The organism is Sphingobium yanoikuyae (assembly GCF_013001025.1).
GTDB classification, from domain to species: Bacteria; Pseudomonadota; Alphaproteobacteria; order Sphingomonadales; family Sphingomonadaceae; genus Sphingobium; species Sphingobium yanoikuyae_A.
Map to the genome: position 1 here is coordinate 2,786,008 of NZ_CP053021.1, position 15,765 is coordinate 2,801,772.

A 15,765-nucleotide genomic window follows, 5' to 3' on the forward strand; every position below is an offset into this window, starting at 1 on the left:
GGGAGGCTACTCCCCGTCCCGTCCATAATCGTCGGGCAGGAACTGCACCCCGTCCGCCGTCGGCACCACCGTCAGATAGGTGAGATAGACCGGCACCGGCCGGGGCAGCGGCACATATTGTTCGGGCGCGTCGCTCTCCGCCGTCGGCGTCTTGCCGAAGAACCAGTGCCCCAGACGCTGCGCATCCTCCAGCCGGACGCAGCCATTGCTGAAATGGCGCACCGGCTTGGCGAACAGCGCCCGGTCGGGCGTGTCGTGCAGATAGATGCCCAGGTCATTGGGGAACATGAACTTGATCTTCCCCATGGCATTATTGCCGCCGGGCAACTGGCGCACGCGCAATTCGCGCTGCCCCGCTGCCACCGCCTGCCAGTCGATCTCGCTCTGGTTCAGCGTCTGCGCCTCGGCGGTCCAGTCGCTCAACGCCTCATAGCGCATCTTCCTGAGTGTTGCCCCATCCAGTATCTTGGGTGCGATCTTGCGCTCGACCAGGTCGGGCGGGACATTCCAATAGGGATTGAGCGTCGCATAGCGGATCATGCCCGCCATCATCGGCGTCTGGCTTTCCTTGGCGCCGGCCACGACCTTCATCGATCCGTCCAATTCGCCGCCGCTATAATAATAGAGCCGCGCCGATGCCGCATCGACCTCGACATGCCGCACCCATGGACCGGGCAGCAGCCGCGCCCGCTCCAGATTGAGCTGCAATATGCGGGCAAAATAGCCCGGACCACGATTAAGCGCCTCGATCGTCTGCGCGCCGGCAATGCCGTCCGCATTCAGCCCGTGATCGGCCTGGAACAGCTTGACCTTGGCCGCCAGCGCCTTGTCATAATCAACCCCGTCGGGCAGCCCCAACCGATGACGCAGGATCGCGATCTCGCCACTCGATCCGCCCGGCCGCAGCTTGACGTCGGTCGGCACGTTCACCGCCGGCAGGCCGCCCCAGCGCGTTGCATAGGCGCCGCTTGCCGCGCGCAGCTTCATGTAGAGCGGGCTCATCCAGCCCGCCTTCTCGACATAGGTCGCCAGCGACGGCGCCACCGCCGCTGCGCGCAGCACTTCGGCGGCATCGGGCGCCTGCGGTTCCACCTCGGGGTCGAGATAGCGCATCTTCACCGCCTTGGACGGGCGGCGGACATCGGCGACATAGGTGGCCAGCGCCTTCGACAGGGCGACGTCGACCCGAGCAAGCGCCTTGGGGTCGCCGGAGGCATCGGCCTCCTTGATCGCCCGCAACAACCCCCTGGCATCATAGTCGCGCGATCGCAGCCCGTCCTGATCGGCACTGTCGAGCAGCGTCAGCAGCGCTTGCGCCGGTTCGGCGCGGACCTTGCCCTTGTCGCTCCACAGCGGCCAATAGCCGCGCGTGCCATAGAAATCGCGCAGCTTGCCGCTTGCCGCCGACCGGATTTCAGCTGCCACGCTCGACCGCGCCGCCGTGTCGCTGGCGGCCGGCTGCGCAGCCACCATCCCCGGCACGGAACCGGCGATCAGCATGACGAGGATCAGGGAAACAGGATGTCGGGGGGCGCGGCGGAAATGCCGCGCCCGGAAAGGAAGATTGCTCAGCCGCGTTCTCCGGAACGGGGCGGCGCCGGCGGCGGCGGGGGCGGCGGACAGGGCGGTCCCTGGACCGGGTGATAGATGCCATCCGACGTATAATAGCCGTCGACATAGCCATCGCCGTTGCGGTCTGCGGCCACCGTGCCGGCAATCGCGCCCGGCCCGAGCGGCGGCGCGCTGGTCACCGGCGCATCATTTTTCGAGCAGGCGCTCAGCGCCAGCAGGCTACCGGCGACCAGCGCCATTGTCTGGATTTTCATACCATCTCCCTGTGCGCCGCGATCCTGTCGCGACACCAATTGGACCCACTGCCGGGATGCAGTGCGACGACAACGGTTCAGGGGCGAAATGGAATCCATTACCCTTGTGCAATGACGGCAGGACGTGCCTCAAGCGCGCCCAGCCGTTGAGCATATGGGATCAGTCGCGGACCCAGTCGGCCGAAGCAATACCCTGGGCATAGAGCAGCACCGACAGGTCGCCATGGACGATCTCGGCCGCTGCCGCCGCGCGGGTCTTGGGCTTGGCATGATAGGCGACACCCAGCCCCGCCCCCTCGATCATCGGAATGTCATTGGCGCCATCGCCCACCGCCAGCGTCAGCGCACGATCGATCCCACCGTCGATCGCGGCCTCCAACTCGGTGCGCTTGCGCGCGGCATCGACGATCGGCACGGTGACGGTGCCAAGCAGCGCGCCATCGGCAATTTCCAGCACATTGGCGACATGCACATCGAAGCCGATTTCCGCCGCGACCGGCCCGGTGAAGCGGGTGAAGCCGCCAGAAACCAGCAAGGTGCGCGCGCCGCGCGCCTTCATCGTGCGCACCAGTTCGCGGGCACCGCCCATGATCACCACCCGCTCCTCGCGGCACTGGTCGATCGCGCTGTCGGGCAACCCTTTCAACAGGGCGACGCGGCCATGCAGCGCCCCCTCGAAATCCAGTTCGCCGCGCATCGCTCGTTCGGTGATCTCGGCAATCTGTGGCTTGATCCCGGCATAGTCGGCCAGTTCGTCGATGCACTCGACCGTGATCATGGTCGAATCCATGTCGGCGATCAGCAGCTTCTTCTCGCGGCCCGCCGCCATCTGCACGATCACGTCGACCCGGTCGCCAATATCGGTCAGCGCCGCGCGGGCGGTGACGGGATCGCTGCCGAAGAAAATATCGGCCGCCTTGCCCTCGTCCAGCCAGACGCTATCGACCGGGGCGCAGCCGGCAGAGGCCAGCCGTCCGGCCGCTTCGGCAATATCCGCCTGTTTCAGGGTCTCAACTGCCACTAAGGTCGCGACGAACATGAACACTCCCGCACATATGCCGGGCGAATCCCGCCCACCGGTCGCGCTTATTGCCGGGCCGACCGCCAGCGGCAAGAGCGCGCTCGCCGTCCGCCTGGCCCAGATCGCCGACGGCGTCGTCATCAATGCCGATGCCAGCCAGGTCTATGCCGACCTGGCGATCCTGTCCGCCCGCCCGTCGCAAGAGGAAATGGGCGGCGTGCCGCATCGCCTGTTCGGCCATATCGACGGGGCCGAAGCCTGCTCCGCCGCGCGCTGGGCCGCCGAGGCCAGGGCGGAGATCGACGCCGCCCATGCGGCCGGCAAGCTGCCCGTGCTGGTTGGCGGCACCGGCCTTTATATACGGACCTTGCTCGACGGCATCGCGCCGGTGCCGGAAATCGATGCCGATATCCGCGCCGCCGTCCGCGCCATGCCGGTGGCGCAGGCGCATGAAGCGCTGCGCAGCGAAGACCCGGAGGCCGCTGCCCGCCTCGCCCCGGCCGACACCACCCGCGTCGCCCGCGCGCTGGAGGTGGTGCGATCGACCGGCAAGCCGCTGAAGCTATGGCAGCAGCACAAGCAGGGCGGCATCGCCGACCGCATCAGCCTGTCCCCGATGATCCTGCTGCCGCCGCGTGACTGGCTGATCGAACGCTGCGACCGGCGGTTCGAACAGATGGTCGATCAGGGCGCCGTTGCGGAGGTGGAGGCGCTGCTGCCCCGCAACCTCAATCCCGACCTGCCAGTGATGCGGGCGATCGGCGTACCGGAAATTGCCGCCTGGCTCAAAGGTGACATCGATCGTGACACGATGATGGCGCGCGGACAGCTCGCCACGCGCCAATATGCCAAACGCCAATATACCTGGTTCTCCAACCAGCCACCGCAGGACTGGCACCGCGAAAAGAGATCGATTGATGCTGAAATTGCCAATGAATTAGCAATTAAATTACAACAATAGGGGTTGACCACGCATTTTATGTCCTCTAGACGCTGGCGCCTTGCCAATGCGGGCGCGACGGCGCAGACCCGCGAGCCAGCATCTTAAAAAAGAGGAGTTTCATCGTGGCCGAAAAGAGCGGCGCGGACATTTTGGTCGAGTGCCTGGTTGATCTGGGCGTCGAAGTTGTGTTCGGCTATCCGGGCGGCGCCGTGCTGCCCATCTATGACGCGCTCTATAATCACCCCACGATCAAGCATGTCCTAGTGCGCCACGAGCAGGGCGCGACCCACATGGCGGAGGGCTATGCCCGCTCGACCGGCAAGCCGGGCGTCGTCCTGGTCACCTCCGGCCCCGGCGCGACAAATGCCGTCACCGGAATCACCGACGCGCTGCTGGATTCGATCCCGATGATCGTCATCACCGGTCAGGTGCCGACGCAACTGATCGGCACCGACGCCTTCCAGGAGGCGGACACGGTCGGCATCACGCGCCACTGCACCAAGCATAATTATCTGGTGAAGGATCCGGCCAAGCTGGCCGGCGTCGTCCATGAGGCGTTTCATATCGCCACCACCGGCCGCCCCGGCCCGGTCGTCGTCGACATTCCCAAGAATGTCCAGATCGCGACCGCGCCCTATGCCCGGCCGGAACTGAAGGTCCATGCCAGCTATCATCCGCAGACCAAGGCGGATGCCGGCGCGATCGACGCGGCGGTCGAGATGCTGGCCGCGGCGGAACGGCCGATCTTCTACACCGGCGGCGGTGTCATCAATTCGGGTCCGCAGGCCAGCGCGCTGCTGCGCGAACTGGCGGCGATGACCGGCGCGCCCGTCACCTCGACCCTGATGGGCCTGGGCGCCTTCCCCGCTTCGTCCGACCAGTGGGTCGGCATGCTGGGCATGCATGGCACCTATGAAGCCAATTGGGCAATGAACCAGGCGGACCTGATCCTCTGCATCGGCGCGCGTTTCGACGATCGCGTCACCGGCCGGCTGGACGCCTTCGCGCCCAACAGCCGCAAGGTGCATATCGATATCGACCGCAGTTCGATCAACAAGATCGTCGACGTCGATGTCGCGGTCGTCGCCGATGTCGGCAGCGCGCTGGAGGACATGATCGCCCTGTGGAAGCAGCGCGGCCATGAAAAGGCGGACCTGTCGGCCTGGTGGGCGCGGATCGCAGAATGGCGTGCCAAGAAGAGCCTGTCCTACCCCGAAAGCGGCAGCGAGATCATGCCGCAAAAGGCGATCGCGGACCTCTACAAGGCGACCCGCGCGACCGGCAAGGACATCATCATCACCACCGAAGTCGGCCAGCACCAGATGTGGGCGGCCCAGCATTTCGGTTTTGAAGACCCCAATAAATGGCTGACCTCGGGCGGCCTGGGCACGATGGGCTATGGCTTCCCCGCCGCCATCGGCGCGCAGATGGGCAATCCCGACAGCATCAGCATCTGCATCGCCGGCGACGCCTCGATCCAGATGAACATCCAGGAAATGGGGACGGCCAGCCAGTATCGCCTGCCGGTCAAGATCTTCATCCTGAACAATGAATATATGGGCATGGTCCGCCAGTGGCAGGAACTGACCTATGAAAGCCGCTATTCCAACAGCTATTCGGACAGCCTGCCCGACTTCGTGAAGCTGGGTGAAGCCTATGGCTGGACCGGCATCCGCATCGAAGGACCGCAGGAACTGGAGGCCGGCATCCGCCAGATGCTGGAAACCGACGGCCCCGTGATCGTCGACTGCCGCGTGGCAAAGCTGTCCAACTGCTTCCCGATGATCCCGTCGGGTGCGGCCCATACCGAAATGCTGCTCGATCCCAACCAGATCGAAGGCGTCATGTCGGACGAGGCAAAGGCACTGGTGTGACCACCCCCGCCAAGGTCCGCATTTTCGTGACCGAACCCTGGGATTTCGAACGGATCACCGGCACGACCGAACTCACCGGCTGGACCAGCGACCATGCTGACCCCGACAATGAGGAATGGGAAGTGCATCTGGATAGCGGGTTCGAATATCATGGCCTGCAGGTCGATCGGCTGCTGGCCGGCCCACGCTATGTGGGCGAACATCTCCTGCGGATGTTCGACGCGGTGACGGCCTTTCCCGTCCGCCTCGCCCACCCGCAGGACGATGATTGGCACTATGCCTTTATCGGCATGATCTCGCCGCGCCCCGAGCGCGAAGAAATGGAAGACGGGAACAGCATCTGATGCATATCCACGAAGAACAGAGCGAGCGGCACGTCCTGTCGCTGACGGTATCGAACGAGGCGGGCATCCTGGCCCGCATCGCCGGCCTGTTCACCGCGCGCGGCTATAATATCGACAGCCTGACCGTGGCCGACATTACCGACGATCATGCGATCAGCCGCATCACCATCGTCACCAACGGCCCGCCCAAGGTGATCGACCAGATCATCGCCCAGCTCGACCGGCTGGTGCCGGTCCACAAGGTCACCGACCTGACCGACGCCGGCCCGTTCGTCGAACGCGAGCTGGCGCTGGTCAAGGTCGCCGGCACCGGCGAGGACCGGATCGAGGCGCTGCGCCTGGCCGACGTGTTCCGTGCCAAGGTGGTCGACACCACGATCGAGAGCTTCATCTTCGAGATCACCGGCACGACCGAGAAGATCGACAATTTCGTCGGCCTGATGCGCCAGATCGGCCTGGTCGAGGTCGGTCGCACCGGCGTTGCCGGCCTGATCCGCGGCAAGGAGCCGGCCTGATATTCCATTCCGCGCCGTCACAGGCGGCGTTTCTTTCCACCACTATTGTCTAACGCCCCCTGCATGGGGGGACGAGAAGGGGTTTTCCAATGAAGGTTTATTACGATCGCGACGCAGACATCGGCCTGATCAAGGGCAAGAAGGTCGCCATATTGGGCTATGGCTCGCAGGGCCACGCCCATGCGCAGAACCTGCGCGACTCCGGCGTTGCCGAAGTCGCCATCGCCCTGCGCCCCGGTTCGCCCAGCGCCAAGAAGGCCGAAGGCGCCGGTTTCAAGGTGCTGCCGAACAAGGAAGCCGCCCAGTGGGCCGACGTGCTGATGATCCTGGCGCCCGACGAGCATCAGGCCGCCATCTATGAAGCCGACATCAAGGGCAATCTGCGCCCCGGCGCCGCGCTCGCCTTCGCCCATGGCCTGAACATCCATTTCGGCCTGATCGAAGTCCCCGCCGACATCGACGTCATCATGATCGCGCCCAAGGGCCCCGGCCACACCGTGCGCGGCGAATATCAGCGCGGCGGCGGCGTCCCCTGCCTGATCGCCGTCCATCAGGACGCGACCGGCAACGCCCATGACATCGCCCTGTCCTACGCTTCGGGCGTCGGCGGCGGCCGCAGCGGCATCATCGAAACCAACTTCCGCGAGGAATGCGAAACCGACCTGTTCGGCGAGCAGGCCGTTCTGTGCGGCGGCGCCACCGCGCTGGTCCAGGCCGGTTTCGAAACCCTGGTCGAAGCCGGCTATGCCCCGGAAATGGCCTATTTCGAGTGCCTGCACGAGCTGAAGCTGATCGTCGACCTGATGTATGAAGGCGGCATCGCCGACATGCGCTACTCGATCTCGAACACCGCCGAATATGGCGACATCAAGACCGGCCCGCGCATCATCACCGAGGAAACCAAGAAGGAAATGAAGCGCGTTCTGGCCGACATCCAGTCGGGCCGCTTCGTCAAGGACTTCATCCTCGACAACCGCGCCGGTCAGCCCGAACTCAAGGCCAGCCGCAAGCAGGCTGCCGCCCACCAGATCGAGAAGACCGGTTCGCAGCTGCGCGCCATGATGCCCTGGATCGGCGCCAACAAGCTGGTCAACAAGGACAAGAACTAAGCCCTTTCGCGCACCGGAAACGGAACGATCCGTTTCCGGTTACGCCTCTGGAACAATCGAGGGACGTGGCATATTCTGTGCTGCGTCCCTTGGATGCTTTTGGAGAGCGTTTCCCATGCGCAAATATCTCATCTCTGCCGCTGCCCTGATCGCGGTCGCCGGCGGCACCACCCTTCTCACCTCGGGCGTCATCGCCCAGGCCCCGATGGCCGTCCCCGGCAGCAAGGATGTCGCCAAGGTCACCGGCGGTACTTACAGCGTCGAACCCAGCCACACCCAGATCGTCTTCGCCTATGACCATATGGGCTTCACCAACAATATGGGCGTCATCACCCAGCCGACCGGCACGCTGACGCTGGACAAGGCCAATCTCTCGGCATCGAAGGTGTCGATCACCCTGCCGATCGCCAACCTCACCACCGGCATCCCGGCGCTGAACGAGCATCTCGCCAAGCCCGAATTTTTCGACGCAGCCAAGTTCCCGACCGCGACCTTCGTGTCGACCGGCGTGAAGACCGATGGCGCGACCGGCGCGGACATCACCGGCAACCTGACCATCAAGGGCATCACCAAGCCGGTGACGCTGGACGCCGAATTCTATGGCGCCGGTGCAAACCCGATGAACAAGAAGGAAAATGTCGGCTTCGTCGCGACCGGCACGATCAAGCGCAGCGATTTCGGCATGGGCGGCTTCGTTCCCGTCGTCGGCGACAATGTCGAACTGAAGATCATCGTCGCGTTCCAGAAATAAGCGCGCGCACGACATTTTCTGTCAAAAATGCGGGGCCGGCTTGCAAGTCGGCCCCGTTTCGCGTTATGGGCGCATCCATCATGCAGAGCGTCGCGCTTCTTACCCTGCTACGACTTACACGCCCTTAGGCGTGGCTTTTGTGCTGCCTTCCGGCTAAGGGCAGCGTCGATCCGCCTAAGGGCATTCATCACAGTCAAGTCGTACCCCGGAGCGCGCCATAGCGTCCCGAGCCAGGAAGTAGTTTGATCCCATGATGCTGACCGATCCTTCGCAGAAATACCGCCCCTTCCCCCAGGTGGACCTGCCCAATCGCCAATGGCCGTCCAAGGTCATCACCAAGGCGCCCCGCTGGCTGTCGACCGACATGCGCGACGGCAACCAGTCGCTGATCGACCCGATGAATGCGGAAAAGAAGCGCCGCTTCTTCGACCTGCTGGTCAAGGTCGGCGTCAAGGAGATCGAGGTCGGCTTCCCCGCCGCCGGCGCGACCGAGTTCGACTTCATCTCGGGCCTGGTCAAGGAAGGCGCCATCCCCGACGATGTCATGCCCCAGGTGCTGACCCAGGCGCGCGAGGATCTGATCGCCACCACCTTCGAAAGCCTGCGTGGCGCGAAGCAGGCGATCGTCCATGTCTATAACGCGATCTCGCCGGCCTGGCGCAACATCGTGTTCCAGATGGAACGCCCGGAAATCAAGCAGATCGCGATCAACGCCGCCAAGCTGCTGCGCGACAATGCGGCGCGGATGCCCGACACCGACTGGCATTTCGAATATAGCCCCGAAACCTTCTCGACCGCCGAGCTGGATTTCAGCCTGGAATGCTGCGAGGCGGTGATGGACATCCTGCAGCCGACGCCGGAACGGCCGCTGATCCTGAACCTGCCCGCCACCGTCGAGTGCGCGACCCCCAACATCTATGCCGACCAGATCGAATGGATCTGCCGCAACATCTCGCGCCGCGACAGCGTGGTGATCTCGCTGCACACCCATAATGACCGGGGCACCGGCGTCGCCGCCGCGGAACTGGGCATCATGGCGGGCGCCGACCGCGTCGAAGGCTGCCTGTTCGGCAATGGCGAACGCACCGGCAATTGCGACCTGGTGACCGTCGCGCTCAACATGTACACGCAGGGCATCGATCCGGAGCTGGACTTCAGCGACATCGACGAAGTCATCCAGACCGTTGAATATTGCAACCAGCTGCCAGTCCACCCGCGCCATCCCTATGCCGGCGAACTGGTGTTCACCGCCTTCTCGGGGTCGCATCAGGACGCGATCAAGAAGGGCTTTGCCGCGCAGGAAGCGCGCAACGACCTGTTCTGGAACGTCCCCTATCTGCCAATCGACCCCAAGGATCTGGGCCGCGACTATGAAGCCGTGATCCGCGTCAATTCGCAGTCGGGCAAGGGCGGCGTCGCCTGGGTGCTGCAGCAGGACAAGGGCTATAAGCTGCCCAAGCGGATGCAGGCCGACTTCTCGAAGGTGGTGCAGGCGCTGGCCGACCAGTCGAGCCGCGAACTCAACGCCGCCGACATCTCGGCCGCGTTCGACGACTATTATCATCAGACCGGCGACCAGGCCTATAGCCTGATCGACTATCATGAGAGCGGCAGCGCGGGCGACCGCATCTTCACCGGCAAGATCGTCCATGAAGGCGGCGAACGCTCGATCTCGGGTCGCGGCAACGGCCTCATCTCGTCGGTGCTGGCTGCGCTGCGCGACGAACTGGGCGTGGTGCTGGAGGTTGCCGACTATAATGAGCACGCCATCGGCGCCGGCACCGACGTGAACGCCGCCGCCTATGTCGAATGCCGCACCGCCGACGGCCGCACCGTCTTCGGCATCGGCACCGACAGCGACGTCGCGACCGCATCGGTCAAGGCCGTCCTCTCGGCCGCCAATGCGGTGGCCGTGCGAGGCTGATATCCATCCGTTCGCCCTGAGCGAAGTCGAAGGGCACGGCCGACCATCGGGAGGCCACTTCGCTTCGCTCAGTGTCGGGCTTCGACTTCGCTCAGCCCAAACGAATTAAGGATAAACCTTACTTCGCCAGCGCCCGGACCACGCTGTCCCACTGGGCCAGCGAGGCGGCGATGCCCGCCACCGGCACCCGTTCATTGAGGCCATGGGCAAAGCCGTCCTCGGCCTTCATGAACAGGCTGGATACGCCATAGCTGGGCACGCCCAGCGCGCGGAAATAGAGGCTGTCGGTCGCGCCGGCCGACATCCCCGGCATCACCGTGATCGCGGGCGAGCGCGCCTTGATCGCGGCCGCCACCGCCTTCACCACATCGTCGCGCAACGGCGAGGCATCGCTGCCGGTCGGGTCATTGAGCGTGGTGAAGGTCGCGCTTTGATCATCCACCACCTTGACCAGTTGCGCCTTCACATCGTCGATCTTCACGCCGGGGAAGATGCGGCAATTGACGCTGACCTTGGCACTTTGCGGCAGGGCGTTGAGCGCATGGCCGCCCGACAGCATGGTCGCGACGCAGGTGGTGCGCACCTGTCCCACAAATTCCGGCCGGCTCGACAATAGTTCCGCAGAGGCCGGATCCTGGGTCGCGGCATAGAGACGCATCGCCTCTCCCACATCGCCGCCGATCCGCTGCGCCGACAGGCTGAGCGACGCCTTGGTCAGTTCGTTGATCATCGGCGGGAACTGATAGGCCGCGATCCGGTCGATCGCCTTGGCCAGCCGATAGATCGGGTTGCCCGGCGTCGGTGCGCTCGAATGGCCGCCCGGATCGGTGAAGCCGATCTCGAAATCGGCATAGGTCTTCTCGCCCGCCTGCAACTGGTAGAGGACCGGCTTGCCACTCTCGTCGAGCAGGCCGCCGCCGCCATCGCCGTTCAGCAGCAGCTCGGCATCCTTATACTTGGCCGCCAGCGCCTTGGTGGTGACCATGTTGGTCTCCTCGTCGCCCGACAGCAGCAGGGTCACGGTGCGGCGCGGGGTCCAGCCTTCCTTCTTGAGCTGCGCCAGCGTCGCGACCATCATCGCCACGTCATATTTATTATCTTCCGAGCCGCGCCCGAAAATATACCCATCTTCCTCGACCGGAACGAAGGGATCGCGTGTCCAGTCGGCCCGGTTGGCGGCCACCACGTCCATATGACCGATCATCAGCATCGGCTTCAGGCTGGGATCGCGCCCCTTGATCGTCGCCGCCAGGGTCGCGGTCTCGCCCATCGGGGTGATGACGATATCGCCATCGGCAAAGCCCGCCTGCTTCAGCACCGACGCATAATAGGCGGCCAGCGCGGGCACCTGTCCCGCGCCCTCGACCGTCTTGAACGCGACCGACTTCTTCAGAATTTCCTTGGCCACACCGGCATCCGCTGCCGCCTGCGCCCCGACTGGCATTGCCAGCATCGCCCCTGCCAGCAATATCCCCCGCAATTGCATATATTTATACTCCCTGATGGACCCGAGCGGCGATTGTGGCATAGCGGATCGCGCCGTTCCATGCGTTTGATCGAACGGCGCGCGGAAAGAGGGCCACCTTATCCGCACTGAACCCCTTGAAAGAATTGCTTGCGCGCAATCGGACAGATGCCATCCGATATAGCGCGCCGGTCGTCCAAAGGAAAAATGCCATCATGGCCCTCAATTATCGCAGCTTCGGCTTCCAGGTTCTGCTCGGCATGGTCGTGGGCCTCGCCCTCGGTCTCGTCGCGCGCCAGATCGGCGCAGGCCCCGATGGCGACCTCAACTGGCTCGCGACCACGCTCAAGACTGTCGGATCAATCTTCGTCTCGCTCTTGAAGGCGATCGTGCCGCCTCTGGTCTTCGCCGCGATCGTTGCGTCGATCGCCAATCTGCGCGCACTCGACAATGCCGCCCGTCTCGCCGGCCAGACCCTGCTCTGGTTCGCGATCACCGCGCTGATCGCTGTCAGCATCGGCCTCGCCATCGGCCTGATCGTCCAGCCGGGCGCGGGCCTGCACGGCACCGCGCTCGCCATGGGCAAGGCGGATAGCGTGGGCGGCTGGCTCGATTTCCTGAAAGGTCTGGTCCCCGGCAACAGCCTGGCCCTGTCGGGCAGCACCAAGATCACCGACGGCAGCGCCAGCACCAGCATCTCGTTCAACATCCTGCAATTGCTGGTCATCTCGATCGCGGTCGGCCTTGCCACGCTCAAGGTCGGCGACAAGGCGGAGCCCTTTCTCTCCTTCGTCCGCTCGCTGCTCGCCGTCGTCCGTGCGATCCTGGGCTGGGTCATCCGCCTGACGCCGATCGGCTCGGCCGCGCTGATCGGCACCGCGATCGCCACCTATGGCTGGAGCGCGCTGGCGCAGCTCGGCACCTTCACCGCCGCCATCTATCTGGGCCTCGGCCTCGTCCTGCTGGTGGTCTATCCGCTGCTGCTGATCGCCAATGGCCTCAAGCCCGGCCCCTTCTTCGCCAAGGCCTGGCCGGCGATCCAGCTCGCCTTCGTTTCGCGCTCGTCGGTCGGCACGCTGCCAGTGACCGAGACCGTGACCGAGCGGCTGGGCGTCGACAAGGGCTATGCCGCCTTCGCGATCCCGCTTGCCTCGACCACCAAGATGGACGGCTGCGCCTCCATCTATCCCGCGCTGGCGGCGATCTTCGTCGCGGGCTTCTATGGCATCCCGCTGCACTTCATCGACTATGTGCTGATCGTCTTCGTCTCGGTCATCGGCTCGGCCGCGACCGCCGGCCTGACCGGCGCGATCGTGATGCTGACCCTCACCCTCTCGACGCTCGGCCTGCCGCTGGAAGGCGCCGGCCTGCTGCTGGCGATCGACCCGATCCTCGACATGGGCCGCACCGCCGTCAACGTCGCGGGTCAGGTGCTGGTCGGCGTGATCGTCGCCAAGCGCGAGGGCATTCTCGACGAGAGCGCCTATTATGGCGAAGGCGAACTGGTCGCCGCCTGATCGAAAACCGGGCGGCGCGGGCGTTCCGCGCCGCCGTCAGGGCAACTGGCCGCGCCCGGTCGCCGTCCAGTAGATGCCGCCCATCAGATGGTCGAGATAGCGCGGATCGCGATACATCTCGCCATTATGGCCCAGCGTGGTGACGAACACCCGCCCGTTCTCATAAGCATGATACCAGGCGACGGGATGCTCCCGCCCCATCGGTTTCGCCACCTGTCCCGGCCAGATTTTGGTCGGGTCGTAGCTGCTTTCCTCGACATTCAGCACCGGATGGATCGTCACCTTATAGGGGTTGGCGGTGACATAATATTCGTCGGTCCAGATCCAGCGATCGGGCAGGCCATAGGTGGCGGGAAAGCCCTTCTCGGTCGGCGTCACCACCGCCGTCTGCACCATCGGATGGATGACGAAGCTGCGCCCGACCATCTTCTCGTACCAGGCCCATTCGCCCGGCGGCGTGATCAGCGCGCGATGCACGACGATGGCATTGCCGCCCGCACGCATATAGGCCTCGAACCTGGCGCGCTGGGGCGGGTTCAGTTCCTCGCCCGGCGTATTGAGGAACATCACCGCCGCATATTGGCTGAGATCGCCGTCGAAGACGGACGTGTTGTTGGCCCAGGTGAAGCTGAAATCATGCAGCTTGCCCAGATGCTCCAGGCTGTCGCGCGCGATCGGTATATATTCATAATGATATTTGTTCGGGATGGCGAGGACCAGCAGCTTATACTGGTCCTCCGCCTCCACCGCTGCGGGCACCGACAGCCCCAGCAGGGCGATGAGCGCCCCGGCCTTGTTTCTCATCCGCCTGTCTCCTTCGCTCGCCTATCGCTAGGACAGGCGGCGACGGAAAGATAGCGCTCCCATGGTCGTAGTTCAGCCCGGCAGCAGGCCAATCGCGTCCACCTCGACCAGGCAGTCATGATGAAGTTCGGGCGCCGGCACCACCGTACGCGCCGGCCGGGCATCCCCCATCATCTGCGCATAGATGGCGTTGAAACGCGGCCAGTTCTCAACGCCCACGATATAGGCGGTGACGCGCGCGATCCGCTCCGGCCCGCATCCTGCCTCTGCCAGGATCGCCAGCATGTTGCCGATCGCCAGCCGCGCCTGATCCTCGAACGACAGGTCGCTGCGCGGCCCCTCCCCTGCCACCACCGGCAATTGCCCCGACACGAAGACGAAGCCATTCGCGATCGTCGCCTGCGCATAATGGCCGGCGGGCGCCGGCGCCTTGTCGGTCTCGATCCGCTGCACGTCCATCACCATCCTCCAAATCGCGGCCAGACCGCTTCCACCGCATCGCTGCCACCCCGCACCACATGATAGCGATCATGCTGCGCCCCGGTGGCACAGGCATGGTTGGGCAATATCCGCACCCGATCGCCCACCGCCAGGTCCGGCAGCGCGCCCGATCCGCCGGGCCGCAGCGCGATGATGCCATGCTCCTGATTGGCATCGACCAGGATCAGATCGCCATAGGGCCGCCCGTCCGGGTCGCAGACCAGGCCATAGCCCTGATCGACATCCTGTTTCGCCGTGCCGCGATCGCGCGACATCGCCATCCAGCCGGCATCGACCAAGATCCAGCCCTTGTCCCGCTGGTGCCCGATCACCGTCGCCAGCACCGACAGGGCGATGTCGTCAACCGAACAGATACCGATCCCGGCCATCACCAGATCGAAGAAGACGAAAACGCCGGCGCGCACCTCGGTCACGCCGCTCAGGTCCGTGGCATGATGCGCGGTGGGGGTCGATCCGACGCTGATCACCGGGCAATCATGCCCCGCCTCTTTCAAGGTCCGCGCCGCCGCCACCACGGCATCCCTCTCGGCATCGGCGCAGGCGCGCAGTTCCGCCGCGCCGCGCGCGCCATAGCTGCCGCCGGCATGGGTCATCACGCCGCGCAATGCCCCGCCCTGCGCCAGCGCCGCGCCGATCGCCCGCAGCCGCGCCGCATCGCCGGGCTTCACGCCCGACCGATGCCCGTCGCAATCAATCTCGATCAGGGCCGGAATGGCCGTGCCCGCCGCGCGCGATGCGGCCGCGACCGCCTCCGCCTGCTCGACCGAATCCAGCACGATCGCCAGATCCACGCCCTGCGCCCGAAGCGCCAGTATCTCGGGCAACTTGGCCGGGCTGATGCCGACCGCATAGAGAATGTCGCGCACCCCGGCCGCCGCAAAGCGGCGCGCCTCCTGCAGGGTCGATACCGTCGCCGGCCCCTGCGCCGTCGGCATCAGCCGTTGCGCAACCTCGACCGACTTGGCGGTCTTGAGATGCGGCCGCATCCCCACGCCCAGCCCGTCCAGATGCGCGCGCAGCCGCGTAATGTTGCGATCCATCCGGTCGGCATCCAGCACAAGGCAGGGTGTTGGCAAGGTATCGAGCGAGGCGGGATCGTCGGAAAGGGCTGACATAAGAAGCTCCGTTGCTGATCCGCAGATTGCCGAGATGCGGCGGCTTTTCAACGGGC

At 64.9% G+C, this 15,765-nt stretch carries 15 protein-coding genes; 8 read left to right on the forward strand and 7 right to left on the reverse strand.

Annotated features, from left to right (window positions below; genetic code table 11):
* Nucleotides 1-6: 6 nt before the first annotated feature.
* The 3 genes from HH800_RS13570 to serB form a co-directional block, all read right to left on the reverse strand.
* Nucleotides 7-1,500, reverse strand: coding sequence for a L,D-transpeptidase family protein (locus tag HH800_RS13570; protein WP_169861404.1), 1,494 nt, complete (start codon nt 1,498-1,500; stop codon nt 7-9).
* 68 nt (nt 1,501-1,568) lie between these two features.
* Nucleotides 1,569-1,826: a hypothetical protein gene (locus HH800_RS13575; protein WP_010337163.1), complete on the reverse strand. Its 258-nt coding sequence runs from the start codon at nt 1,824-1,826 to the stop codon at nt 1,569-1,571.
* A 160-nt stretch (nt 1,827-1,986) separates the two neighbouring features.
* Nucleotides 1,987-2,865, reverse strand: coding sequence for a phosphoserine phosphatase SerB (gene serB / locus HH800_RS13580; protein ID WP_169861405.1), 879 nt, complete (start codon nt 2,863-2,865; stop codon nt 1,987-1,989).
* On the opposite strand from serB, the gene miaA reads away from it, so the two are divergent.
* The 7 genes from miaA to leuA all read left to right on the forward strand — a co-directional run bounded on the left by miaA (nt 2,864) and on the right by leuA (nt 10,307).
* Entirely contained in the window at nt 2,864-3,808 is a 945-nt protein-coding gene (gene miaA / locus HH800_RS13585; RefSeq protein WP_169861406.1) for a tRNA (adenosine(37)-N6)-dimethylallyltransferase MiaA, read from the forward strand. The two genes, serB and miaA, sit on opposite strands and share 2 nt — an antisense overlap.
* A 104-nt stretch (nt 3,809-3,912) precedes the next feature.
* Entirely contained in the window at nt 3,913-5,664 is a 1,752-nt protein-coding gene (locus HH800_RS13590; protein ID WP_169861407.1) for an acetolactate synthase 3 large subunit, read from the forward strand.
* Nucleotides 5,661-6,008: a hypothetical protein gene (locus tag HH800_RS13595; RefSeq protein ID WP_010337168.1), complete on the forward strand. Its 348-nt coding sequence runs from the start codon at nt 5,661-5,663 to the stop codon at nt 6,006-6,008. The genes HH800_RS13590 and HH800_RS13595 overlap by 4 nt, the downstream gene beginning before the upstream one ends.
* Nucleotides 6,008-6,523 carry an acetolactate synthase small subunit gene (gene ilvN, locus HH800_RS13600; RefSeq protein ID WP_004211828.1) on the forward strand — a complete coding sequence of 172 codons (516 nt, stop codon included), beginning with the start codon at nt 6,008-6,010 and terminating at the stop codon, nt 6,521-6,523. The genes HH800_RS13595 and ilvN overlap by 1 nt, the downstream gene beginning before the upstream one ends.
* 89 nt (nt 6,524-6,612) lie before the next feature.
* The gene (gene ilvC / locus HH800_RS13605; protein WP_004211826.1) at nt 6,613-7,632 is read left to right on the forward strand and encodes a ketol-acid reductoisomerase; all 1,020 of its coding nucleotides are present in this window, start codon (nt 6,613-6,615) and stop codon (nt 7,630-7,632) included.
* A 115-nt stretch (nt 7,633-7,747) separates the two neighbouring features.
* Nucleotides 7,748-8,383 carry a YceI family protein gene (locus HH800_RS13610; RefSeq protein ID WP_125998614.1) on the forward strand — a complete coding sequence of 212 codons (636 nt, stop codon included), beginning with the start codon at nt 7,748-7,750 and terminating at the stop codon, nt 8,381-8,383.
* Between the two features lie 250 nt (nt 8,384-8,633).
* Nucleotides 8,634-10,307 carry a 2-isopropylmalate synthase gene (gene leuA / locus HH800_RS13615; protein ID WP_097382649.1) on the forward strand — a complete coding sequence of 558 codons (1,674 nt, stop codon included), beginning with the start codon at nt 8,634-8,636 and terminating at the stop codon, nt 10,305-10,307.
* A gap of 118 nt (nt 10,308-10,425) precedes the next feature.
* Here the strand turns inward: leuA and HH800_RS13620 are convergent, their stop codons facing one another.
* Entirely contained in the window at nt 10,426-11,793 is a 1,368-nt protein-coding gene (locus HH800_RS13620; protein ID WP_169861408.1) for a M20/M25/M40 family metallo-hydrolase, read from the reverse strand.
* Nucleotides 11,794-11,987: 194 nt separating this feature from the next.
* Here HH800_RS13620 and HH800_RS13625 point away from each other — a divergent pair, with 194 nt between their 5' ends.
* The gene (locus HH800_RS13625) at nt 11,988-13,289 is read left to right on the forward strand and encodes a dicarboxylate/amino acid:cation symporter (RefSeq protein ID WP_037521091.1); all 1,302 of its coding nucleotides are present in this window, start codon (nt 11,988-11,990) and stop codon (nt 13,287-13,289) included.
* Between the two features lie 36 nt (nt 13,290-13,325).
* On the opposite strand, the gene HH800_RS13630 is transcribed toward HH800_RS13625, so the two are convergent.
* The 3 genes from HH800_RS13630 to HH800_RS13640 all read right to left on the reverse strand — a co-directional run bounded on the left by HH800_RS13630 (nt 13,326) and on the right by HH800_RS13640 (nt 15,709).
* Nucleotides 13,326-14,093, reverse strand: a complete 768-nt coding sequence (locus tag HH800_RS13630; protein WP_169861409.1) for a ThuA domain-containing protein — start codon at nt 14,091-14,093, stop codon at nt 13,326-13,328.
* 72 nt (nt 14,094-14,165) lie between these two features.
* Nucleotides 14,166-14,552: a RidA family protein gene (locus HH800_RS13635; protein ID WP_169861410.1), complete on the reverse strand. Its 387-nt coding sequence runs from the start codon at nt 14,550-14,552 to the stop codon at nt 14,166-14,168.
* The gene (locus tag HH800_RS13640) at nt 14,552-15,709 is read right to left on the reverse strand and encodes an alanine racemase (protein ID WP_169861411.1); all 1,158 of its coding nucleotides are present in this window, start codon (nt 15,707-15,709) and stop codon (nt 14,552-14,554) included. The genes HH800_RS13635 and HH800_RS13640 overlap by 1 nt, the downstream gene beginning before the upstream one ends.
* Nucleotides 15,710-15,765: the final 56 nt, after the last annotated feature.

Coding starts and splice junctions, on each gene's coding strand:
- HH800_RS13570 (WP_169861404.1), bottom strand. CDS start 1,500: ATGCTGATCGCCGGTTCCGTGCCGGGGATGGTGGCTGCGCAGCCGGCC.
- HH800_RS13575 (WP_010337163.1), bottom strand. CDS start 1,826: ATGAAAATCCAGACAATGGCGCTGGTCGCCGGTAGCCTGCTGGCGCTG.
- miaA (WP_169861406.1), top strand. CDS start 2,864: ATGAACACTCCCGCACATATGCCGGGCGAATCCCGCCCACCGGTCGCG.
- serB (WP_169861405.1), bottom strand. CDS start 2,865: ATGTTCGTCGCGACCTTAGTGGCAGTTGAGACCCTGAAACAGGCGGAT.
- ilvN (WP_004211828.1), top strand. CDS start 6,008: ATGCATATCCACGAAGAACAGAGCGAGCGGCACGTCCTGTCGCTGACG.
- ilvC (WP_004211826.1), top strand. CDS start 6,613: ATGAAGGTTTATTACGATCGCGACGCAGACATCGGCCTGATCAAGGGC.
- HH800_RS13610 (WP_125998614.1), top strand. CDS start 7,748: ATGCGCAAATATCTCATCTCTGCCGCTGCCCTGATCGCGGTCGCCGGC.
- leuA (WP_097382649.1), top strand. CDS start 8,634: ATGATGCTGACCGATCCTTCGCAGAAATACCGCCCCTTCCCCCAGGTG.
- HH800_RS13620 (WP_169861408.1), bottom strand. CDS start 11,793: ATGCAATTGCGGGGGATATTGCTGGCAGGGGCGATGCTGGCAATGCCA.
- HH800_RS13625 (WP_037521091.1), top strand. CDS start 11,988: ATGGCCCTCAATTATCGCAGCTTCGGCTTCCAGGTTCTGCTCGGCATG.
- HH800_RS13630 (WP_169861409.1), bottom strand. CDS start 14,093: ATGAGAAACAAGGCCGGGGCGCTCATCGCCCTGCTGGGGCTGTCGGTG.
- HH800_RS13635 (WP_169861410.1), bottom strand. CDS start 14,552: ATGGACGTGCAGCGGATCGAGACCGACAAGGCGCCGGCGCCCGCCGGC.
- HH800_RS13640 (WP_169861411.1), bottom strand. CDS start 15,709: ATGTCAGCCCTTTCCGACGATCCCGCCTCGCTCGATACCTTGCCAACA.